The sequence below is a fragment of the Pseudomonas sp. IT-P44 genome, assembly GCF_949768225.1.
GTDB lineage: Bacteria > Pseudomonadota > Gammaproteobacteria > Pseudomonadales > Pseudomonadaceae > Aquipseudomonas > Aquipseudomonas migulae.
Genome location: NZ_CATKQM010000039.1, coordinates 1 through 21,177, shown reverse-complemented (window position 1 = coordinate 21,177; position 21,177 = coordinate 1). Strand labels below are relative to the sequence as shown.

17 protein-coding genes are annotated in these 21,177 nt (G+C 59.7%); 12 read left to right on the top strand and 5 right to left on the bottom strand.

Annotated features, from left to right (window positions below):
* The first annotated feature begins 2 nt into the window (after positions 1-2).
* Both lpdA and ACM6IO_RS20450 read left to right on the top strand, forming a co-directional pair.
* Positions 3-1,385, top strand: coding sequence for a dihydrolipoyl dehydrogenase (gene lpdA, locus ACM6IO_RS20455; protein ID WP_192416574.1), 1,383 nt, complete (start codon positions 3-5; stop codon positions 1,383-1,385).
* Between the two features lie 213 nt (positions 1,386-1,598).
* A complete protein-coding gene (locus ACM6IO_RS20450; protein WP_008034076.1) occupies positions 1,599-2,618 on the top strand; it encodes a branched-chain amino acid aminotransferase in 1,020 nt (339 codons plus the stop codon).
* 180 nt (positions 2,619-2,798) lie between these two features.
* Here ACM6IO_RS20450 and ACM6IO_RS20445 read toward each other — a convergent pair whose 3' ends face one another.
* On the bottom strand, positions 2,799-3,629 hold the full coding sequence (locus ACM6IO_RS20445) for an ArsR/SmtB family transcription factor (protein WP_414912115.1): 831 nt from the start codon (positions 3,627-3,629) through the stop codon (positions 2,799-2,801).
* A gap of 82 nt (positions 3,630-3,711) precedes the next feature.
* On the opposite strand from ACM6IO_RS20445, the gene ACM6IO_RS20440 reads away from it, so the two are divergent.
* The 4 genes from ACM6IO_RS20440 to ACM6IO_RS20425 all read left to right on the top strand — a co-directional run bounded on the left by ACM6IO_RS20440 (position 3,712) and on the right by ACM6IO_RS20425 (position 7,844).
* Positions 3,712-4,824 (top strand): cytochrome P450, encoded by a 1,113-nt coding sequence (locus ACM6IO_RS20440; RefSeq protein ID WP_414912114.1) that lies wholly within the window; start codon positions 3,712-3,714, stop codon positions 4,822-4,824.
* A gap of 116 nt (positions 4,825-4,940) precedes the next feature.
* Entirely contained in the window at positions 4,941-5,972 is a 1,032-nt protein-coding gene (locus ACM6IO_RS20435) for a D-cysteine desulfhydrase family protein (RefSeq protein WP_414912113.1), read from the top strand.
* 301 nt (positions 5,973-6,273) lie between these two features.
* Entirely contained in the window at positions 6,274-7,512 is a 1,239-nt protein-coding gene (locus tag ACM6IO_RS20430; protein ID WP_008040039.1) for an S-type pyocin domain-containing protein, read from the top strand.
* 23 nt (positions 7,513-7,535) lie between these two features.
* Positions 7,536-7,844 (top strand): hypothetical protein, encoded by a 309-nt coding sequence (locus ACM6IO_RS20425; protein WP_219739876.1) that lies wholly within the window; start codon positions 7,536-7,538, stop codon positions 7,842-7,844.
* Between the two features lie 101 nt (positions 7,845-7,945).
* Here the strand turns inward: ACM6IO_RS20425 and ACM6IO_RS20420 are convergent, their stop codons facing one another.
* Positions 7,946-8,284: an FKBP-type peptidyl-prolyl cis-trans isomerase gene (locus ACM6IO_RS20420; protein ID WP_207285623.1), complete on the bottom strand. Its 339-nt coding sequence runs from the start codon at positions 8,282-8,284 to the stop codon at positions 7,946-7,948.
* Between the two features lie 163 nt (positions 8,285-8,447).
* On the opposite strand from ACM6IO_RS20420, the gene ACM6IO_RS20415 reads away from it, so the two are divergent.
* The 4 genes from ACM6IO_RS20415 (at position 8,448) to ACM6IO_RS20400 (ending at position 13,258) form a co-directional block, all read left to right on the top strand.
* Positions 8,448-9,521: a sensor domain-containing diguanylate cyclase gene (locus tag ACM6IO_RS20415; RefSeq protein WP_008040041.1), complete on the top strand. Its 1,074-nt coding sequence runs from the start codon at positions 8,448-8,450 to the stop codon at positions 9,519-9,521.
* A 127-nt stretch (positions 9,522-9,648) separates the two neighbouring features.
* Positions 9,649-10,254 (top strand): LemA family protein, encoded by a 606-nt coding sequence (locus ACM6IO_RS20410; RefSeq protein WP_414912112.1) that lies wholly within the window; start codon positions 9,649-9,651, stop codon positions 10,252-10,254.
* A gap of 24 nt (positions 10,255-10,278) precedes the next feature.
* Complete coding sequence (locus ACM6IO_RS20405; protein ID WP_414912111.1) at positions 10,279-11,298, top strand: M48 family metalloprotease; 1,020 nt, start codon at positions 10,279-10,281, stop codon at positions 11,296-11,298.
* Positions 11,299-11,449: 151 nt separating this feature from the next.
* The gene (locus tag ACM6IO_RS20400) at positions 11,450-13,258 is read left to right on the top strand and encodes a monovalent cation:proton antiporter-2 (CPA2) family protein (protein WP_280163795.1); all 1,809 of its coding nucleotides are present in this window, start codon (positions 11,450-11,452) and stop codon (positions 13,256-13,258) included.
* A gap of 128 nt (positions 13,259-13,386) precedes the next feature.
* Here the strand turns inward: ACM6IO_RS20400 and ACM6IO_RS20395 are convergent, their stop codons facing one another.
* Complete coding sequence (locus tag ACM6IO_RS20395) at positions 13,387-14,946, bottom strand: TerC family protein (RefSeq protein ID WP_008040048.1); 1,560 nt, start codon at positions 14,944-14,946, stop codon at positions 13,387-13,389.
* Between the two features lie 405 nt (positions 14,947-15,351).
* A complete protein-coding gene (locus ACM6IO_RS20390; protein WP_414912110.1) occupies positions 15,352-16,218 on the bottom strand; it encodes a LysR family transcriptional regulator in 867 nt (288 codons plus the stop codon).
* Between the two features lie 165 nt (positions 16,219-16,383).
* On the opposite strand from ACM6IO_RS20390, the gene ACM6IO_RS20385 reads away from it, so the two are divergent.
* Positions 16,384-17,925 (top strand): MFS transporter, encoded by a 1,542-nt coding sequence (locus ACM6IO_RS20385; RefSeq protein WP_414912109.1) that lies wholly within the window; start codon positions 16,384-16,386, stop codon positions 17,923-17,925.
* 108 nt (positions 17,926-18,033) lie between these two features.
* Positions 18,034-19,257 carry an NADH:flavin oxidoreductase/NADH oxidase family protein gene (locus tag ACM6IO_RS20380; protein WP_414912108.1) on the top strand — a complete coding sequence of 408 codons (1,224 nt, stop codon included), beginning with the start codon at positions 18,034-18,036 and terminating at the stop codon, positions 19,255-19,257.
* A gap of 151 nt (positions 19,258-19,408) precedes the next feature.
* On the opposite strand, the gene ACM6IO_RS20375 is transcribed toward ACM6IO_RS20380, so the two are convergent.
* Positions 19,409-21,055 (bottom strand): phospholipase D-like domain-containing protein, encoded by a 1,647-nt coding sequence (locus ACM6IO_RS20375; protein WP_414912107.1) that lies wholly within the window; start codon positions 21,053-21,055, stop codon positions 19,409-19,411.
* Positions 21,056-21,177 lie beyond the last annotated feature (122 nt).

Below are 21,177 nucleotides of genomic sequence, written 5' to 3'. Positions count from 1 at the left end.
GCATGCAGATTTTGAACACCACGCTGCTGATCATCGGCGGCGGTCCTGGCGGTTATGTGACGGCGATCCGTGCCGGCCAGCTGGGCATCTCGACCATTCTGGTGGAAGGCGAATCGTTGGGCGGTACGTGCCTGAACATCGGCTGTATCCCATCGAAAGCGTTGATCCACGTTGCCGAGCAGTTCCACCAGACGCAGCACCACAGCAAACATTCTGCGTTGGGCATCAGCGTCTCGGCGCCGACCCTCGATATCAGCAAAAGCGTCGAATGGAAGGACGGCATCGTTGATCGCCTGACCACTGGCGTTTCGGCGCTGCTGAAAAAGAACAAAATTCAGGTTATTCAAGGTTTTGCGAAAGTTATCGATGGTAAAACCGTAGAAGTCGGCGACACGCGCATTCAGTGCGAGCACCTGGTGCTGGCCACCGGTTCGAAAAGCGTGAACCTGCCGATGCTGCCGATTGGCGGGCCGATCATCTCCTCCACCGAAGCCTTGGCACCCACATCGGTACCGAAACGGCTGGTCGTGGTGGGTGGCGGTTACATCGGTCTGGAACTGGGGATTGCCTATCGCAAGCTCGGCGCCGACGTCAGTGTGGTCGAGGCGCAAGATCGCATCCTGCCGGCCTACGACGCTGAACTGACCCAGCCTGTTCATGATGAATTGAAAAAACTCGGCGTGAAGCTTTACTTGAAGCACAGCGTCCAAGGCTTTGATTCTAATAACAATACGTTGCAGGTTCTCGAACCGAACGGCGAAACCCTGAACCTGGAAACCGATCAGGTACTGGTCGCCGTTGGCCGCAAACCCAACACCCAGGGCTGGAACCTCGAAGCGCTGAATCTGGACATGAACGGCTCGGCGATCAAGATCGACAACCGTTGCCAGACCAGCATGCGCAACGTCTACGCCATCGGCGACCTCAGCGGTGAACCGATGCTTGCGCACCGGGCCATGGCTCAGGGCGAGATGGTGGCCGAGCTGATCAGCGGTAAAACCCGCGAGTTCAACCCGACGGCTATCGCTGCCGTGTGCTTCACCGACCCGGAACTGGTGGTGGTCGGCAAGACCCCGGACGAGGTCAAGGCAGCGGGCCTGGACTGCATCGTTTCAAGCTTCCCGTTCGCGGCCAATGGCCGGGCGATGACGCTGGAATCGAAAAGCGGCTTCGTGCGAGTGGTCGCTCGTCGGGACAATCACGTGATTGTTGGCTGGCAGGCCGTTGGGGTGGGTGTTTCGGAATTGTCGACCGCGTTTGGCCAAAGCCTGGAAATGGGCGCCCGGCTGGAAGACATCGCCGGCACCATCCATGCGCATCCGACCTTGGGCGAAGCCGTCCAGGAAGCGGCGTTGCGTGCTCTTGGCCACGCGCTGCACCTTTAAGCCGACCCCGTAGGAGCGAGGCTTGCCCGCGAAGAACGATAACGCGGTGTATCTGAACCACCGCGTTATCGTTCTTCGCGGGCAAGCCTCGCTCCTACAAAGGAATGCATTCCGGGCTGCGAAACAGGCCCGGAATGAAGTATTGTTGTCCCCATCCAAAAAACGTCAGAAGCCTTGAACCGTTTCGACGGTTGTTAAGTGATAGAGGGTGTCATGGGTAACGAAAGCATCAATTGGGACAAGCTGGGTTTTGATTACATCAAGACAGACAAGCGCTATCTGTCGCACTGGCGTAATGGCGAGTGGGACAAAGGCACCCTGACCGAAGACAATGTGCTGCACATCAGCGAAGGCTCGACTGCCCTTCACTATGGCCAGCAATGCTTCGAAGGCCTGAAGGCCTATCGTTGCAAGGACGGTTCGATCAACCTGTTCCGCCCGGACCAGAACGCCGCCCGCATGCAGCGCAGCTGCGCCCGCCTGCTGATGCCGCATGTGTCGACCGAGCAGTTCATCGAAGCGTGCAAGGAAGTGGTCCGCGCCAACGAGCGTTTCATCCCGCCTTACGGCACCGGCGGCGCGCTGTACCTGCGCCCGTTCGTGATCGGCGTGGGTGACAACATCGGCGTGCGTACCGCACCCGAGTTCATCTTCTCGATCTTCTGCATCCCGGTCGGCGCTTACTTCAAAGGTGGCCTGACCCCGCACAACTTCCTGATCTCCAGCTACGACCGTGCCGCCCCACAAGGCACCGGCGCAGCCAAGGTCGGTGGCAACTACGCCGCCAGCCTGATGCCTGGTTCCCAGGCCAAGAAGGCGCATTTTGCCGACTGCATCTACCTGGATCCGATGACCCATACCAAAATCGAGGAAGTCGGTTCGGCCAACTTCTTCGGGATCACCCACGACAACAAGTTCGTCACCCCGAACTCGCCGTCGGTGCTGCCGGGCATCACCCGTCTGTCGTTGATCGAGCTGGCCAAGACGCGTCTGGGCCTGGAAGTGGTTGAAGGTGACGTGTTCATCGACAAGCTGTCCGACTTCAAGGAAGCCGGCGCTTGCGGTACGGCTGCCGTGATCACCCCGATCGGCGGTATCAGCTACAACGACCACCTGCACGTGTTCCACAGCGAAACCGAGGTCGGCCCGGTCACCCAGAAGCTCTACAAAGAGCTGACCGGCGTGCAAACCGGTGAGATCGAAGCGCCAGCAGGCTGGATCGTCAAGGTTTGACCTGACATCTGCTGCATCCAAGCCCCCCATCGTCTTGGCGATGGGGGGCTTTTTTATGAGCCAGATATTCCGTCCGCCTCAGAACTGTAGGAGCCGGCTTGCTGGCGATGGTCGTTAACGATAACGCTTACTGACTGGTTCACCGCGGTGCACTGGAGTCCATCGCCAGCAAGCCGGCTCCTACAGGTTCTGTGTTTCCCGAGAATCCGTGTCAGGAACTCCGTTTGCCAGTGTGAGGCGCTTGCCCACCCTGCCCTTGATGCCGCGGACCTGACCGGCCTGGGTGATCAATCCCGGAATCAGCTCGCCTACGGGCAGACTTTGCTTCAGGTCAAACCGGGCGCCGATTTCCTTGCGGCCCAACGCGGTCAACGTCAGCGCCCGGCTGTCCAGATCCTGCGTCACCCATTTGCGCTTGATCGCCATTTGCAGCAACGCCGCGCCCAACGAACCACCCAGATGCGGGCGGCGCATGCTCCAGTCCAGGCACGGGCAGGCAAACCGTCGGCGCTGCGTGGTCAGGTCGTTGACTTCAATGCCCAGCCCTTCGAACAACGCCTCGCCGCTGTCACTCAGCCGATAAGCCTGCTCATCGGTTTCCAGCAACCAGCCTTTTTCCAGCAGCCGGTCATGCAGCAACACCGCCAGCGTGCCGGCCATGTGGTCGTAGCACGTGCGGGCAAATTGCAGGCGGTCCGGAGTGCGAGGGTTGAACGTCGGCGCGGTGTTCTGGCCGATCACCATCAACGCTTCCAGCGCCTGGGCCACGCGTTTGTCCGCGAGGCTGTAATAGCGATGACGCCCTTGAACATGCAGACGCAGCAGCGCCAGGTCCTTGAGTTTGGCCAGATGCGCGCTGGCAGTGGAAGCGCTGACTTCGGCAATCGCCGCCAACTCGGTGCTGGTGCGGGCGTGGCCGTCCATCAAAGAACACAACATTTTGGTCCGGGCCGGTTCGGCAATGGCCGCCGCCACCTGTGAAACACCGAGGTCGTGTGGTTCTGCGTTCATATTTCGCTCCCGGACGAATCAAGCCCCTTTCGGACTGGAGATAGTAGCAACACTTTTCCCACCACGAACAAGGCTGCGACCCATGGACCCGATCATCGCTGCGACTCATGCCGATCCTTATCCTTATTACGCGCAACTGCGCGCTCAAGGCGGACTGGTTTTTCACCAGGGACTGAAACTGTGGGTGGCCAGTAGCGCCAAAGCCGTGGCGGCGGTGCTGGCGCATCCTGACTGTCACGTTCGGCCGACTCACGAGCCAGTGCCCAAGACCATTGCCAGTGGCATGGCCGGCAAGGTCTTCAGTCAGTTGATGCGGATGAACGAGGGCGAACGCCAGCGTTGCCCAAGATCGGCGATCCAGCCGGAGGTGGCGCTTATTGACGGGGAGGAAGTCAACGCGTTGGTCGGCGCGAGGCTGCTCAGCCCCGACGCCGAAGGGCTGCACAAGGCAATGTTTCTTGGCCCGGTGTGCGTAGTGGCGGCGTTACTGGGGTTTTCGCCCGCACAGGCTCGGGTGATCAGCGAGCTGACCGGGGATTTCGTCGCGTGCCTGTCGCCCCTCAGCGCTCAGGCACACCTGGACGCTGCCCATGCGGCGGCGGAACAGTTGCGTGGTTATTTCATTGAGCTGCTGGACGACCCGGACAATCAAAGCGCCCTGCTTGCCGGTATCCGCCAGCGGTTTTCGGCAACCTCCGACGACAGCGAAGCCCTGATTGCCAACCTCATCGGCCTGTTCTCCCAAACCTATGAAGCCACCGCCGGGCTGATCGGCAATGCGTTACTGGCGTTGATTCGACATCCGCAGTGGCTGAACGATTCGATCAACATTGACGACCTGCTGGCCGAAGTCCAGCGCTTCGATCCGCCGGTACAGAACACCCGTCGCTTCGTCGCCGCATCCTGTGAAATCGAGGGTATGAACTTCAATGCGGGCGATGTGATCCTGGTGATGCTGGCGTCGGCCAATCGCGATCCGCAGCTCAATGAGCAGCCTGATGCATTCATGCTCGAACGCCCGCAGCGACGCAGTTTTACCTTCGGTGCCGGTCGTCATCAATGCCCGGGGCAGGTACTGGCCATGAGTATCGCCAGCGCCACGCTGAGGCAGATTCTGGCCTTGAAACCCGCGCTGGAGCACTTGACCTGGCGCTACCGCCCTTCCCTGAATGGCCGAATCCCGCTGTTCTCGTGAAGAGCACGCCGGCGCATTTGTTACATCAGGTTAAGGGTGTAATGACTGGCAATGCGTTTATCGCGAGTGACTTTCTCCCTAGAGTCACTCTGATAAACGTCAGCGAGGCGCCATCGATGCAAACCCAACTGGACAAAGCCCTGAGCGCTTTTGCGCGAGCAGACCTTCTGCAAGGCCCCACGCCCATTCAACGGGCCGAACGCCTCGAACAGCTGTTGGGCCTGGGGGCGCGGGAAATTCGCCTGTTTCTCAAGCGCGACGATCACATGTTGCTGGGTGGTGGCGGCAACAAACTGCGCAAACTCGAATTCCATATCGGGGCGGCGCAGCAGGCCGGCATTGATACGGTCATTACCGTCGGCGGCGTGCAGTCCAACCATGCGCGCCTGACCGCCGCAGCCTGCGCACGCCTGGGCATCGCCTGCGAATTGATCCTGACGCGCTCGGTCCCCAAGACTGATGTGGATTACGAACTCAACGGCAATGTGCTGCTCGACCAATTGTTTGGCGCGCAACTGCAAGTGCTGGCGGGAGGCACCGACTCGCTCGCCCGGGCCGAGGCTCGCGCGGCGCAACTTCGGGACGCGGGACACAAGGTGCTGGTGATTCCCATGGGCGGCTCAACGCCCCTCGGCAGTCTCGGTTATGCACGTTGCGCCGCAGAAATCACGCAGCAGGAGACGGTACTCGGCCTGGTCTTCAATCAGGTCGTGGTGCCCAACGGCAGCGCCGGCACCCACGCCGGGCTCGCGGCCGGCTTCCAGTTGCTGGACCGAGGGGCCTCGATGGTCAAGTCTTATTCGGTGTTGTCGGATCGGGAATCGTCAGCGACCAGAACCCTGAAATTGACCCAGGATACGCTGGCATTACTCGGCGGCAATACCAGCGTACGACCCGAAGAGATCGTCGTTGACGGCAGTCAGTTGGGCGAAGGTTACGGCCTGCCTACCGAAGCCATGCAAGACGCCGTACGCCTGATGGCTCGCGCCGAAGGCTTGTTGATCGACCCGGTTTACTCCGGCAAGGCGTTTGCTGGCCTGGTGGCGGATCTCAAGCAAGAACGTTTTCGCGCCGGGGACAACGTGTTGTTTGTAATGACGGGCGGGACACCGGGGTTGTATGCGTACCGGGAGACGTTTCAGGGTTAGCCCCAATTCGCCGAACGCCTGATCGACCGCGTTATCGTTCATCGCCGGCAAGCCGGCTCCTACAACGCCCTTTGTAGGAGCCGGCTTGCCGGCGATGGCGGCATGACAACCAACATCGTTTTCGCGCGAACATCTAAGAACAAAACACCCAGCACCATTGCCAACAACTACGTCCGTTCAGGAAAGATCAATTGAGTCAATCTTGTAACAACAGGCATGTTTTCAGATCCGTCCTACAGCCAGGCATAGCCTTCACGAGATAACGTCCGCATCGCTTTCAAAGGATGTAACAAGGACGCTCATGTCTCGCAAAACAGACATTCCACGGATTCAAAACCCACCCTCAGGGGACGGACATCACGTCACCAGCCGGTATATGACCGCAACCGAACTGGCGGAGCGGGATGCCAGACAAAAATCTTATGACGACATGATGGCCCGCCAGCAGGCTTACGAAGATCGTATTGTCAGGCAACCTCTGCAGGAAAATCGACCCACTAAGGGTTGCGTGTTCACCAAAAGCTGCAACCTCCCGTACGGAGTAATCGACCACGACAACCCAGCGGGGTTTGTTCCTGTCGAGAAACTGGCTGACTACGGAAACTTCTCTCTTCTGGGTGGTCGCGAAAGGGACGCGGCAGGAAACATTCCTCTCAAAAAAATCAGCGGTAGTGCGTTACCTGGCTCTCTTGGAACGCTTCTCTTGGGCGGGGCTGGAACGGCTGGTTTCGGGACCACAGTTGCCGGTGGTACAGGGGTAATAACTGCTGGTGTTGCTGCCGGCGCGTTAGCGGGCGTCGTTGCACTGCTCTGGCCGTCCAGTCTTGGGGACAGTTCCCTATACTCAGAGGAACAGCTCAAGACACTCAAGGAAGGTCGTACACGTGTCCGCCTGCATGTAGAACAACAGGCCGATGGAATTTTAAAGGGCTATGGGTACAACACCCAGAAGCGCAGCGACTGGGAAATGATTCCCGTCGTGCAGTTCGTGGCTCAAGGCTCTCAACAGGTGGCTGACTTTGGCAACGGGACAACGCTGATATGGACACCTGCCGTAGACCCGTCCAGCAATTCGGGAATCCCACCGCTGGAAGGTGCTCCACAAGTCCCGCACATCTGGATTTATCCGCCTACGCCAGCCGCAGACAGCATCATCGTTAATCCGATCTACCCGCCTGAGTATAAGGATTTCATTCTTGTATTCCCGGCTGATTCTGGCATCAAGCCTCTTTACATCGTCTTAACCCTGGAGTTCGATGCAGCCAGTTACCATGGAAAAACGGATACCCCAGTGAAAAGCAAGGGACCCGCCAATGGACAGGAAGCGCTCGACAACTCAGTGCAGGTAAAACCTACATCGGCACGTCGGATTGGTGTTGATCCAGAAACCAAAGAATTTGTCGTCTTTGATCGTACGGGAGGGGACATTTACCACGGCCATGTCAGGCCTTGGGATAAACTCCATCAAGATATGAAAAATGCTCTGATCAAGGCTAAAAAAGCCGACAACAAAGGAAATATTCTGGGGGTTGAAAGGTGAGTCTTCTCTATCAAGATCCATCAATGAGCCACGACGAAGCGGTCAGTCTTCTTGATACCGGCTTAGAAACAAGTATTGTCACCGCGCTGATTTCCATTGGCTTGAATGAGCAGGATAGATTTTGGGCCCAGACCATTTGCTTGAAATATCTCGACAGTGGCAGCGAGCGAGTCGTGGCATCGGCTATCACGTCGCTCGGTCATATAGCCCGCAGACACGGAACATTGGATATGAACGCAGTGCTTCCCGCCCTCGATACTGCGAAAACAAAATTCCCGGCACTTGAAGCGACCGTTGCTGACACGCTAGATGATATTGAAACTTTCATCTGACTCGCTAAATAAAAACCGGAAATCCTCCCAGCAGAACATAAAACCTGCCATCACCTCTAATCTGGATGACAGGTTTGTGTTTTCAGGCCACAACCAACAAATCAATCATCCCGCGTCAAAACTTCCAGCAATTCAATCTCGAAAATCAGGTTCGAATTCGGCGGGATCGCCCCCATCGTGCGCTCGCCATAGCCCAGATGCGCCGGCACCAGCAATTTGCGCTTGCCACCGACCTGCATCCCCATGATCCCCTGATCCCAGCCCTTGATCACGCGTCCGGTGCCGATCACGCACTGGAAAGGTTTGCCCCGGCTGTAGGAAGAATCGAACTCGGTTCCGTCTTCCAGCCAGCCACGATACTGGGTGGTGATCAGCGCACCTTTGACGGCAGCTTTGCCGTCGCCCGCTTCAAGATCGATTACCTGCAGTTCATCATTCATCATGTTCACTCTATTGTTCATTCGCCCAATTGGACGTAACGGCGCCGTTTTCCCAGAAACGTGCGCGATTGGCAACCCATACGGCCTGTTTCTGTCACTAGGCGTGAACTAAGATATGCAGCACCTACCCTAGGAATCAAAACGCCATGACGGCAACCTCTGCATGATTCATGTCTGGACCGGCGCAGCCATTTGCGCGTTGCTGCTTGCCCTGATTATCGCGCTGATCTGTCGCGAGCGTTCGCTGCGAAAGCAGCTCGACGAGTATCGCGTGCTCATCACCCACCTGTCCGAACGACAAAACATCCATCAGGACAGCGACGCCGAACGCTTCAAACGCAGCCAGTATTTCGCCCGCATCGGCACCTGGGATTGGGATGTCGACACCGATCGGCTCTACTGGTCGGACGCGATTTACGGCATGTTCGGCTTCAAGATCGGCGAAGTGACGCCCTCCTACGCCTTGTTTTGCGCCTGCGTGCATCCCGACGACCGGGTCAGGGTACGGGCCGGTGAGCTGCGTTGCCTGGAAACCGGCGAGAACCATGACGAGGAATACCGGGTCATCTGGCCCGACGGCACCATCCGCTGGTTGCGCGAGACCGGCAACGTGGTGAAAAACAACCACGATGAAACGATCAAGATGATGGGCGTGGTCCGCGACATCACCGAGGAAAAAGCCTCCGCCAGTTACCTGCAGCACCTGGCCCATTTCGACCCGTTGACCGGCCTGCCCAACCGGCTGGTGCTCGAAGAACGCCTGTCCGAGGCACTGGAACAAGCCCGAATCACCGCCACCCGAGTAGCACTGGTGTTCGTCGACCTTAACGGTTTCAAGGCGATCAACGACCGCTACGGCCATGCCGCCGGCGACCGCGTACTCGTCACCACCGCCACGCGCCTGAAGCGAATCCTGCGCTCAACCGACACCGTCGCCCGCATCGGTGGCGACGAATTCGTGGTCATCCTCCAGGGCCTGCCGCAAGGCGGCAGTTTGCAAGACGAAGCCCGCAACATCTGCCAGAAAATCTTCGTCGAACTCTCACCACCCGTGACCATCGGCAACGACCAGCGCCACATCGGCACCAGCCTGGGCGTCGCGGTGTTCCCCGATCATGCGCCGAGCATGGACCGGTTGATTCATATTGCAGACCTGGCGATGTATGAAGCCAAGCGCAGCGGGAATAATCAGTATCGGTTGGGCACCGAGCCCCCGGTGCGGGTTCACAGCGAATAGGCTTTGACGCTCCACTGGCCGACATGAAGCTGCACGATCAACCTGACTTGGCCGAAAGCAGTCAAGCCTTGGGTTTTCCGTTAACATCCTGCGCAAAATCTCCTTCCGTGAACAAGGACATCACACCATGAGCACTAACAGCATCGTCTTGCTGGTCATTTTGGCCGTTCTGGTTCTAGGCATTCTGTACGTCATCGGGCTCTTCAATAGCCTGGTCGCCCGCCGCAATGAAATAGCAAATGCCTTCGCGCAGGTTGAGGTGCAACTCAAGCGCCGTTATGACCTGATCCCCAATCTGGTAGCAACTGCCAAAGGTTATCTGACCCATGAGCGCGAGACGCTCGAGGCCGTCATCGCCGCCCGCAACAATGCAATGGCCGGGCTCAAGGCCGCCCAGGCTCAACCGGGCGACGCGCGAAATATGGCTCAACTGAGTCTGGCCGATGGTGTACTCAGCAGCGCCATGGGGCGACTGAATGTCACCCTGGAAGCCTACCCGGAACTCCAGGCTTTGCAGGCCATGCAGCAACTCAGTGAAGAAATCAGCAGCACTGAAAACAAAGTGACTTTCGCCCGCCAAGTGTTCAACGACGCGGTGCTGACCTACAACAATCTCAAACAAAGCTTCCCCGCCGTGCTACTGGCCGCTCGCTTCGGCCATGCCGCCGATGCCACCCCGCTGGAATTCCCCGATACCGCGTCTATTCAACAAGCACCTCAGGTTTCCTTCTAAAACGCTTTGCCCACGGATGGTCCGATGAATTTTTTTGAGCAACAGCGCCAGGCCAGACACCGAACGGCGCTGCTCGTCCTGTTGATGATCCTGTCGGTGCTAAGCCTGATCACCATAACCTGCCTCGCATTCAGTCTTGACCATGCGAATGACGGCAGCCGCAGATTGACCCTCAACTGGCAAGCCGTCGGGGTTGTGGCGCCGTTAATCATCGGCGTTGTTCTGCTGGGCAGTCTGGTCAAGTACGCAGAGCTCCGGGCCGGCGGTAAGGTCATCGCAGAAAAACTGGGCGGACGTCAGCTCAATCACGGCGGGCGAACGCTCGAAGAGCAACGCCTGATCAACATCGTCGAGGAAATGGCGCTTGCCTCAGGCATCGCTGTGCCGACGGTCTATCTGTTACCGGATGAGGGCATCAACGCCTTCGCGGCCGGGTTCACCCCCGAAGATGCAGTGATCGGCGTGACGCAGGGTGCGATATCGCTGCTCACGCGAGAAGAGCTGCAAGGCGTGATTGCCCATGAGTTCAGCCATATCTACAACGGGGACATGCGTCTCAACATGCACATGCTGGCAATCATTAGCGGACTGCTGGTGCTCGGACTGGCGGGCAGCCTGATATTGGTCAAAGCGAGTCAGAGCAACCACCGTGACCAACGACTGAAACTGGCGGGTGTACTGATCGGCATTTTTTTGTGTATAGCCGGATTCGCCGGGAGTTTTTTTGGCAGTCTGATCAAGGCCGCCGTCAGCCGGCAACGTGAATTTCTGGCCGATGCCACGGCGGTGCAGTACACCCGAAATCCGCAAAGCATTGCCGGCGCACTGAAAAAAATTGGCGGTCATGCACAAGGTTCGCACATCAAGGCCGCCAGGGCGGGTGAGTTCAGTCACCTGTATTTCAATACTGGCGTGTCGTCGGCAATGGATCGTTTATTTGCAACCCATCCTGATTTGAGTGAGCGAATCCGGCGGATCGATGCGCAATGGGACGGCATTTTTCCTCACGTTGAAATCCCTCGTTCTCAACTAAAAAGGAACTGAATAAACATTGGGGGTTTCTGTTCATCGGCTTTGTTGCAGGTGAAATACGCAACAACGCGCCATCCATACAATCATTGCAGGCCTGGCTTGCGCCCGTCGTCTCAGCCTTTATCCTTGTACCCCCCGCCGTACCGAGTTCTGGAGTTTCCCCATGCCCCATGAAGGCAACCTGTTGCAAGCCGCTGTCGTGTTCCTGTTCGCGGCGGTGCTCACCGTTCCTTTAGCCAAGCGCCTGCAACTCGGGGCGGTGCTGGGTTATCTGTTTGCCGGGGTGATCATCGGGCCGTCGGTACTGGGGCTGATCGGCAACCCGCAAAGCGTCAGTCATATTTCCGAGCTCGGCGTGGTGTTGCTGCTGTTTATCATCGGCCTGGAGCTGTCGCCGCGACGCTTGTGGGTGATGCGCAAATCGGTGTTTGGCGTCGGTCTGGCGCAGGTGCTGCTGACCGGATCGGTGATTGGCGTGGTGGCGCTGTTCGTGTTTGGCCAGCCGTTGAACAGCGCGATTGTGCTGGGGCTGGGCCTGGCACTTTCCTCAACGGCCTTCGGCCTGCAAAGCCTGGCCGAACGCAAGGAATTGACCAGCCCCCATGGGCGTCTGGCATTCGCGATTCTGCTGTTCCAGGACATCGCAGCGATCCCGCTGATCGCCATGGTGCCGTTGCTGGCGGGCGGTGATCACACCACCACCGCGACTGAGGATTTGAACCACGGCTTGCGCGTTTTGGGCAGCATCGCCGTGGTGGTGATCGGCGGACGGTATCTGCTGCGACCGGTGTTCCGTGTGGTCGCCCGCACCGGTCTGCCGGAGGTTTCCACCGCCACCGCGTTGCTGGTGGTGATCGGCACGGCGTGGCTGATGGATCTGGTCGGCGTATCGATGGCACTGGGCGCGTTCCTCGCCGGTTTGCTGCTGGCGGATTCCGAATACCGCCACGAACTGGAAGCGCAGATCGAGCCGTTCAAGGGCCTGCTGCTGGGGCTGTTTTTCATCAGCGTCGGCATGGGCGCGAATCTCAGCCTGCTGCTCAGCGCGCCGATCACGGTGCTGGGCCTGACCCTGCTGCTGATCGCCATCAAGCTGCCGCTGCTGTTTGTCGTGGGGCGGCTGGCTGGCGGTTTGGGCAAGGTCAGTGCGATTCGTCTCGGTATCGTACTGGCGGCGGGTGGTGAGTTTGCGTTTGTGGTGTTCAAGATCGGCCGCGACCAGAATTTGTTCGAACCGCGTCTGTACGATCTGCTGGTGCTGACCATCACCCTGTCCATGGCGGTGACGCCGTTGTTGTTGCTGATCTGCGCGCGACTGGTCAGCCCCAAGGTGCAGCCGGTGGTGGTGCCGGAGAAATTCCGCGAGATCGATACCGACGAACCGCGTGTGGTGATTGCCGGCATGGGCCGGATGGGGCAGATCGTCGCCCGTATCCTGCGCGCGCAGAACATCAAGTTCGTCGCCCTCGACACCTCGGTGGAAACCATCGAACTATCGCGCAGCTTTGGCGGCGTGCCGGTGTTCTACGGCGACCCGATGCGCCCGGAAATCCTCAGCGCGGCCAAGGTCGAGCAGGCGGAATACTTCATCATCGCTACCGACGACCCGGACACCAACATCAAGACCGCCGAGGTGGTGCACCGGCTGTATCCGCACATCAAGATCATCGCCCGCGCCCGTAACCGTCAGCATGTGCACCGTTTGGTGGACCTGGGGGCCGAGGCGATTCGGGAAACCTATTATTCGAGCCTGGAAATGAGCCGGCGCACCCTGGTGGGATTGGGCCTTACCCAGGCGCAGGCGGATGCGCGGATCAAGCGTTTCCAGCATCACGACGAGCAAGTGCTGGAAGCGCAGCATGCGGTGTATGACGATGCGGCGAAGGTGTTGCAGACCGCGCAGGAAGCCAGGGCGGAACTGGCGAAGCTGTTTGAGTCGGATCAGCTGGAAGAGCAATCCGCGAAGGGTTGAGGTGAATGTGAGGGCCCCATCGCGAGCAGGCTCACTCCCACAGTTGACCGCGTAATTCAGGCCGACACGGTCAACTGTGGGAATGAGACCGGCTTGCCGGCGATGAGGCCCTCAAACTCAGCGAATAATCACCCGCCGATCCGCGTCAGGAACACCCGCGTCACCCGCCGCTCCTCAACCGCCATCACCGTCATGCGCCAGCCTTCCCACTCATGGCTGTCGCCAATCATCGGCAGACGATCCAGCAAGCTCATCACCAGCCCCGCCAAGGTCTGATAGTCCTCGGTCGGCTCTACGGCGAACCCGGTCCGCTGGCGAACCCGCATCAGGTTCAACGCACCATTGACCCTGAACCCGCCCGGCTCTTCCACCACGTCCGGCCCCTCGATTTCGCTGGCGTCGGGCAACTCGCCGGCAATCGATTCGAGAATGTCGGTCATGGTCAGCACGCCCACGAAGTCACCGAACTCATTGACCACAAAGGCGATGTGCGTCGAGGCCTGGCGCATCTGTTCCAGGGCATTGAGGATCGAATAACTGTCCAGCAGGTTGATGGTCTTGCGCGCCAGATGCTCAAGGTCCGGCTCGTTGCCGGCCAGGTATTCCTTGAGCAATTCCTTCTTGTGCACGAAGCCCAGCGGCTCATCCACCGCACCGTCGCGTATCAACGGCAGGCGCGAGTAGGACGAATGCATCAGCCGTGTACGAATGGCTTCTGCGTCGTCGGACAGGTCGATGTGATCGACGTCGGCGCGGACCGTCATCAACGTGCGAATCGGGCGCTCGGCCAGTTGCAGCACGCCGCTGATCATCACCCGCTCGCGACGGTCGAACAGCTCTTCGCTTGGCGCCTCGCCGTTGTCGAGCATGTCGGCAATCTCTTCGCCGACCTCTTCCACCGCCAGTTTGCGACCACCCAGCAAACGCAAGACCGCGTGGGCTGTGCGCTCGCGCATCGGTCGCAGGCCCTGCATGGACTTTTTGCGACGCGCCCGGGCGATCTGGTTGAACAGCTCGATCAGGATCGAGAAACCAATGGCCGCGTACAGGTAGCCCTTCGGAATATGGAAGCCCAGGCCTTCAGCGGTCAGCGCGAAGCCGATCATCATCAGGAAGCCCAGGCACAGCATGATCACCGTAGGGTGTGCGTTGACGAAACGGGTCAGCGGCTTGCTGGCGACAATCATCAGGCCGATGGAGATGATCACCGCGATCATCATGACCGCCAGCTCATCGACCATGCCCACGGCGGTAATCACCGCGTCGAGGGAGAACACCGCGTCGAGCACCACGATCTGCGCGACGATCGGCCAGAACAGCGCGTAAGCCGTGTTGGACGAGCGCTGGCCAACATGGCCTTCAAGTCGCTCGTGCAATTCCATCGTCGCTTTGAACAACAGGAACACACCACCGAACAACATGATCAGGTCACGGCCGGAGAAACTGTGCTCGAACACCTCGAACAGCGGCTGGGTCAGGGTCACCAGCCAGGAAATACTCGCCAGCAGACCCAGGCGCATCAGCAAGGCCAGGGACAAACCGATGATTCGTGCACGGTCACGCTGCTCGGGCGGCAGTTTGTCCGCCAGGATCGCGATAAACACCAGGTTGTCGATGCCGAGCACCAGCTCCAGCACGATCAACGTCAACAGGCCCAGCCACGCGGTGGGGTCAGCTATCCATTCCATAAAAACGTCTCGATCTCTTCAGTGAATTCAGAATGCCGGGCACGGCAAGGCGCGGCGCAGAGGCCGTGGAGCTGCAATGACAAGGGTGTTCGGAAGGCGAAAGACCGGGTGTTTCGCGTGTATCAGGCGCGCACGATGGCGCTGAAGGGAAGGATAACTGGGGGGCTCCAAGAGGGTGTTCATGCAAGTCCTGAAAGGAAAAAGGCCTTGGAGCGTACAGGTGAAAGCGACTTTTCCTACAGCCAGAAATCATTACAAAATCTGTAACCAGCAGCAGATTCTGTGTTTTTGAAGCCGCCTTCGTCGGAATGCCGCCCAGACCAAGCCCGCTCCCACACTTGACCGTGTTCTATCAAATAATGGAGATCAAATGTGGGAGCGGGCTTGCTCGCGAAGCTTTTGCTCTTAGCGATGTTTGACCTGCTCGATATACCTGATAACCGCCGCCGATTTCTCAAACCGCCGATACACCAACGACAACCACGAGCTCGCCTCGCACCCTTTGATCGAGCGGTAAACCACACCGGGCAACCCGACGTGCCCGACCACCGACTCCGGCACCACCGCCACGCCCTGCCCCAGCGACACCAGCGCCAGCACCGCCACCAGCCCTCCGGGTTGCGCCCCGAGTTTCGGCGCAAACCCACCCTCGGCGGCGACTTGCAAGGTGCCGCTGATCTGCTCCGGCAGGATGAACGTCTCGCCCTGCAAATGCTCCGGGCCGATCTCGGTCAAACGGCACAGCCACGACTCGCTCGACAGCGCCAGCACAAAACCTTCCGCGTCGAGGCGAAGGGCTTCCAGCCCTTCGGGCAACGTCATGGGTGAACGCACATAACCGATATCGAACCGGCCTTCGAGGACCATCGCCGGTAAGCTCGCCATCGGGCTTTCGCGCACGTTGAGGCTGACGTCCGGGCATTCGCGGCTGAACGCCTGCACCTGCTTTTGCAGCAGGCCCGAGTACACCGCAGAGGCCACGTAACCCAGCTCGATATGACCGATATCCCCTCGCCCGGCGCGCTGGGCGTTGCGTTGGGCGTACTCGAATTGCCGCACCGTCGCCTCGGCTTCGATCAGCAGTGCGGCGCCGGCTTCGGTCAGGCTGACCTCACGGGTCTGGCGCACGAACAGTCGCGTGCCGAGTTCGTTCTCCATGTCCTGGATCTGTCGAGTCAAGGTCGGCGGTGCGATACCGAGTTGTTCGGCGGCACGCGTGAAGTTGCCTTGCCGGGCAACGGCCAGAAAGTAGCGGAAATGCCGTATGTCCATGGGCGCATTAGCTCAAAGGTAATGAAATGCCGGTTTTCGGCTAACGAAGCGCACAAGCGGTCGCGATAAGCTCATTCGGCAATCACAGTAGAGAGCCCACAGCATGTACGTCAAACCCCTTTTCGCCGTTACAGAAAGCTGCCTTGTGCAAAAGGCAATCAGGTCATGAGCCGCGTCAATCCGCGCCTCACATTGCTGACCGCTTCCGGCGTGTGTTCGTTGATCGTCCTCGATACCAACATCGTCGCCGTCACCCTGCCGACGATCGCCCGGGACCTGGGCGCAAATTTTGCCGACATCGAATGGGTGGTCAGCGCCTACATGCTCGCCTTCGCCGCCCTGTTGCTGCCGGCGGGCAGCATCGCCGACCGCTTCGGCCGGCAGAAAACCCTGCTCTGCGGCCTGGGCATTTTCATTCTGGCGTCCATCGGTTGCGGCGCTGCGCCCAACGCGTTGTTCCTCGACATCGCACGGGCGATCAAGGGGGTCGGCGCGGCGTTGCTGCTGACCTCGGCACTGGCCTCTATCGGCCATACGTTTCACGATGAAGTGGAACGGGCCAAAGCCTGGGCGTTCTGGGGCGCGTGCATGGGCGTGGCGATGACCGCCGCGCCGACCGTCGGCGGTTTGATCACTGAATTCATTGGCTGGCGCTGGATCTTCTACCTCAATTTACCGGTGGGCCTGTTCCTGATGGTCATGGTCTGGCGTGCGGTGCCGGAATCCCGCGACCCTCAATCCGCACGCCTCGATCCGTGGGGCAGCCTGGCGTTCAGTGGCAGTTTGTTGTGCCTGATCTGGGGTCTGATCGAGGCCAACCGGATCGGCTGGAACAACCCGATCACTTACGCCCGACTGATCGGCGGCGCGCTGTTACTGGGGTTGTTCGTCGTGATCGAGCGGATGCAGCGGCGGCCGATGGTCGACCTGCAATTGTTCAAACATCCGCGCTTCATTGGCGCGCTGCTGGGGATGTTTGCCTACGCCGGTTGCGCGCAGGTGATGATGACGTTGCTGCCGTTTTATCTGCAAAACGGCCTGGGTTTCTCGGCCATCGCCTCAGGGCTGGGCATGTTGCCGTTTGCCCTGACCATGTTGATTTGCCCGCGTATCGGCGTGCGCCTGGCCAGTCGATTTGCCCCGGCCACGTTGATGGCGACCGGTTTGACCCTGGTCGGCAGCGGCAATCTGCTCAGTGCCTGGGCGGTCAGCAGCGGCGGTTACCTGCCTTTTGCCCTGGCGATTGCCGTCACCGGCGCGGGGGCCGGGCTGCTCAACGGCGACACGCAGAAAAACATCATGGCCTGCGTGCCCAGGGAGCGCACCGGGATGGCCTCGGGCATGAGCACCACCATGCGTTTCAGTGCGATCGTGCTGGCCATCGGCGTGTACGGCGCGTTGCTGTCCAGCCATGCCGAACAGTTGTTGCACGCAGATTTGTCGGCACAAGGCGCGCAATGGCTCGCCCAGACCCAAGGCATCGCGTCGCGGGTAGTGGCCGGTGACATGCCCGCAGCGCTGGACCTGTTGCCGCAAGCCGCGCGCAGCGTGGTCGAACCGTTGGCCCGACAGGCGTTCGTCGGCGGCTTCAGTCTCTTGTTGTTGGTCGCCGGATTACTCGCATTGCTGGGGGCGTTGGTGGTGGGCACGCTGATGCGCAATCCGATTCCCGCCCCATCGGCTGCCGCCATCAGCGCGAGGGCTTGAACGACGCCAGAGCCAATTCACCAATTTTCATCCCGGCCTCGTTTTCCTGCTTGACATTAAAGTGAGCTTTAAGCTTAGCCTCTGTACTCCACTGATGAGGAGTCAAGCATGTCGCCCTTCCAAGCGTTGAATTTGCCCAACGGCCAGACAATCGGCAATCGCATTGCCAAAGCGGCGATGGAAGAGAACCTTGCCGACACCGGGCAGGCGCCGTCCGATGCACTGTTTCGCTTGTACCAGGCCTGGGCCGGGGGCGAAACCGGGTTGTTGCTGACGGGCAATGTGATGATCGACCGCCGCGCCATGACCGGCCCCGGTGGCGTGGTGCTGGAAGATGAACGCGACATGGAACGCTTTCGCCAATGGGCAACGATTGGCCGCTCCGGTGGCGCGCAATTCTGGGTGCAGCTCAATCATCCGGGGCGCCAGACCATGGCCAACCTCGGCCAGCAAGCGTGGGCGCCCTCGGCGGTGGCACTGGATCTCGGTTCATTTTCCAAGATGTTTGCCGAACCCAAACCGATGTCCGAAGACGATATCGCCGAGGTAATCACGCGCTTCGCCACCAGCGCTGCCCTCGCCGAAAAGGCCGGTTTCACCGGCGTGCAGATTCATGCGGCACACGGTTACCTGATCAGCCAGTTCCTGTCGCCATTGACCAATCGCCGCACCGACCGCTGGGGCGGATCCCTGGAGAATCGCGCACGCTTGTTGCTCGACGTGATCAGCGCCGTTCGCCAGGCCGTATCACCGAAATTCTGCGTCTCGGTAAAACTCAACTCGGCCGACTTCCAGCGCGGTGGCTTCGACGCCGACGATGCCCGCCAAGTGATCCAGTGGCTCAACGATCAGCCGATCGATTTGCTTGAGTTGTCGGGCGGCAGCTACGAAGCACCGGCCATGCAGGGCGAGGCACGCGATGGCCGGACCCTGGCGCGGGAAGCGTACTTTCTGGAAATGGCCGGTGAACTGGCGAGCGTGGCGCGCATGCCGGTAATGGTGACCGGCGGGATTCGGCGTTTGGCGATCGTCGAACAAGTACTCGACAGCGGCATCGCCATGGCAGGTATCGGCACGGCGTTGGCCCTCGAACCGCAGTTGGTCAAACACTGGCGCGAAGGCCGGAACAGCCATCCGCAACTGCCGCCGATCCAGTGGAAACGCAAACCGTTGGCCGCGCTGGCGAGCATGGCTGTGGTGAAATTCCAGCTCCAGCGCCTGAGCCGTGGCCGCAAGCCCCGGCCTGAGGTGTCGGCAGTCTGGGCGCTGATCCTTGACCGTTTGTACATTGGGCGGCGTACGCGGCAGTACCGACAGGCGATGGGGAAGTAATCAGGGGGAAGTTCAAAGTTCCACTGACGCGGGGAGACCGTGTCGCCCCCATCGCCGGCAAGCCGGTCTCGCTCCCACATTTGGTCGGTGGCGTACACAAATCCCATGTGGGAGCGAGCCTGCTCGCGATGGGGCCATTGGATACACTGATTTACCGTCCGGAGAATCGCAATCTGGACAGCTGCCGCAAATCCCCCGCCAGGTAGTAATCATCGGTCCAGCTGTCATCCACCTTCAACGGCTGCACCTGTTTGAGCGCAAGCTTCTTCGCGAAGTAGCGAAAGCGGTAATGCTCGTAGAACCGCAGCAACTCCAAACCATAACGATCAGCCAGATCGGTATCGCCGCGCACGATCAGATAGTTCTCGTCGTTGCCGTTGCTGGCCGCAGCGCTGAGGTTGTGGCTGCCGCTGATGATCGTCGGCGCGTCGCTGGTGAAGTCGGTGACCACGGCTTTGGTGTGCACCAGCAGATTGCCCTTCTGGCCCTTCATGTTCTCTCGAAGCCAGCCCTCCAACCCGGTGTTGAGCAGCGCAGTCGCGGCAAATTCGGCGCTGCGATCAGCGTGAAAACCGGTGATGCGGCTGGCGGTGTTTTGCAGGCCGTAACGCAAAATGTCGTCGTGGGGCTGGCCGAGCAGCGCGTTGAGAATGTCGTCGGGCAAGGCGAACGCGGTGACAAACAGCACGTCCTTTTTCGCGGCGTTGATGATCTCGACAAACGCCCGCAAATCACCCTGCCCTGAACGCGGTGAGAACCCGGCGAACAACGGTTGCTGCGGGTCTATCGGGTTGTGTTGCGTGATCCATTGCCGGGTGGCGCCGACGTCGTCCGGTGTCGCCCAGACTTGCTCGAAGGTCTGCAGATAGCTGGCGCTGATGCGCGCGTCGTCCAGCACATGCACCACGTTGGCCTGGCGATAAACGCCATTGGGCGTGAAGTTGGTGCTGCCGCACAGCACTGCTTCAGGCTGAAGCTGCCCGGCGGCATCGACCCGGCTCAGCACCATGAATTTGTTGTGGAAGATGTTATGGGTGACACGCCCGCGCTTGTTCGCCGCCGGGATTTTTTCCAGGCTGGCCTGGTTGATGACCGTGTCGTCATCGTCGGGTTGTGCGTGATACAGCACGCGAACCTTCACACCCCGTTCGAACGCCGCGTTGACGGCATCGACGATCACCTGCAACTCGTACTCGTAAATGGCAATGTCCAGCGCCCACTGACCATCCAGCGCCCGTTCGATAAACCCCAGCAGGCGCCCGAGCAAACCGTTTTCCAGCCACTGGCGCGGCGCATCGGGCCAGGCCTCGATGGGCAGGTTCTTGTTGGCGCTGATCAACGCGTCGAGGTCGGGAAACTTGCGCTGGAATGCCTGGCTGGCGGCCACCGCGCGGTTGAAAATCACACTCTGATTGTGTGGCAGGCCGTTGTCGGACGTGACGGTCACTTCGAGAAATTCGCCCAGCTGCGGTGCATCGGCGCTGCCATAGGCGAGGTGGATTCGGTAATGGATCGTCATCCCCGGATTGACCGCGTAATCGGCCCAGCGAAATTTCTGCAGCGGCGCGAGGTCGCTCGGGGTGGCGTGAAACTGCGGGAACGTATGAGCCTTGCCGGGGAACGTCAGGCTATTGAACAGGAACAACCAGGGCTTGCTGCCTTGCTGTTTTTCGATGGCGAAACCCAGCAGGCCCTTGCGGCGGGATTCGGCCAGGTCCATGGCCAGCAGCACGCCGTTGGTGCCGGCGTAGGCTTTGACGCGGAAATCGTCCTGACTGTTTGTGGCTAGAACACGCATGCTTCACTCCTGTGAATGGCTTGCCTGGATAGCATAGGGCAGCGCTGCAGATTAACCGGATTATCCGGAACCGAGGTGATGCCTTCGCGGGCAAGCCTCGCTCCTACCGGGTTCGCAGTGTC

Coding starts and splice junctions, on each gene's coding strand:
- ACM6IO_RS20405 (WP_414912111.1), top strand. CDS start 10,279: ATGAATTTTTTTGAGCAACAGCGCCAGGCCAGACACCGAACGGCGCTG.
- ACM6IO_RS20430 (WP_008040039.1), top strand. CDS start 6,274: ATGTCTCGCAAAACAGACATTCCACGGATTCAAAACCCACCCTCAGGG.
- ACM6IO_RS20445 (WP_414912115.1), bottom strand. CDS start 3,629: ATGAACGCAGAACCACACGACCTCGGTGTTTCACAGGTGGCGGCGGCC.
- ACM6IO_RS20395 (WP_008040048.1), bottom strand. CDS start 14,946: ATGGAATGGATAGCTGACCCCACCGCGTGGCTGGGCCTGTTGACGTTG.
- ACM6IO_RS20420 (WP_207285623.1), bottom strand. CDS start 8,284: ATGAATGATGAACTGCAGGTAATCGATCTTGAAGCGGGCGACGGCAAA.
- ACM6IO_RS20385 (WP_414912109.1), top strand. CDS start 16,384: ATGAGCCGCGTCAATCCGCGCCTCACATTGCTGACCGCTTCCGGCGTG.
- ACM6IO_RS20380 (WP_414912108.1), top strand. CDS start 18,034: ATGTCGCCCTTCCAAGCGTTGAATTTGCCCAACGGCCAGACAATCGGC.
- ACM6IO_RS20425 (WP_219739876.1), top strand. CDS start 7,536: ATGAGCCACGACGAAGCGGTCAGTCTTCTTGATACCGGCTTAGAAACA.
- ACM6IO_RS20400 (WP_280163795.1), top strand. CDS start 11,450: ATGCCCCATGAAGGCAACCTGTTGCAAGCCGCTGTCGTGTTCCTGTTC.
- ACM6IO_RS20450 (WP_008034076.1), top strand. CDS start 1,599: ATGGGTAACGAAAGCATCAATTGGGACAAGCTGGGTTTTGATTACATC.
- ACM6IO_RS20440 (WP_414912114.1), top strand. CDS start 3,712: ATGGACCCGATCATCGCTGCGACTCATGCCGATCCTTATCCTTATTAC.
- ACM6IO_RS20390 (WP_414912110.1), bottom strand. CDS start 16,218: ATGGACATACGGCATTTCCGCTACTTTCTGGCCGTTGCCCGGCAAGGC.
- ACM6IO_RS20415 (WP_008040041.1), top strand. CDS start 8,448: ATGATTCATGTCTGGACCGGCGCAGCCATTTGCGCGTTGCTGCTTGCC.
- lpdA (WP_192416574.1), top strand. CDS start 3: ATGCAGATTTTGAACACCACGCTGCTGATCATCGGCGGCGGTCCTGGC.
- ACM6IO_RS20375 (WP_414912107.1), bottom strand. CDS start 21,055: ATGCGTGTTCTAGCCACAAACAGTCAGGACGATTTCCGCGTCAAAGCC.
- ACM6IO_RS20410 (WP_414912112.1), top strand. CDS start 9,649: ATGAGCACTAACAGCATCGTCTTGCTGGTCATTTTGGCCGTTCTGGTT.
- ACM6IO_RS20435 (WP_414912113.1), top strand. CDS start 4,941: ATGCAAACCCAACTGGACAAAGCCCTGAGCGCTTTTGCGCGAGCAGAC.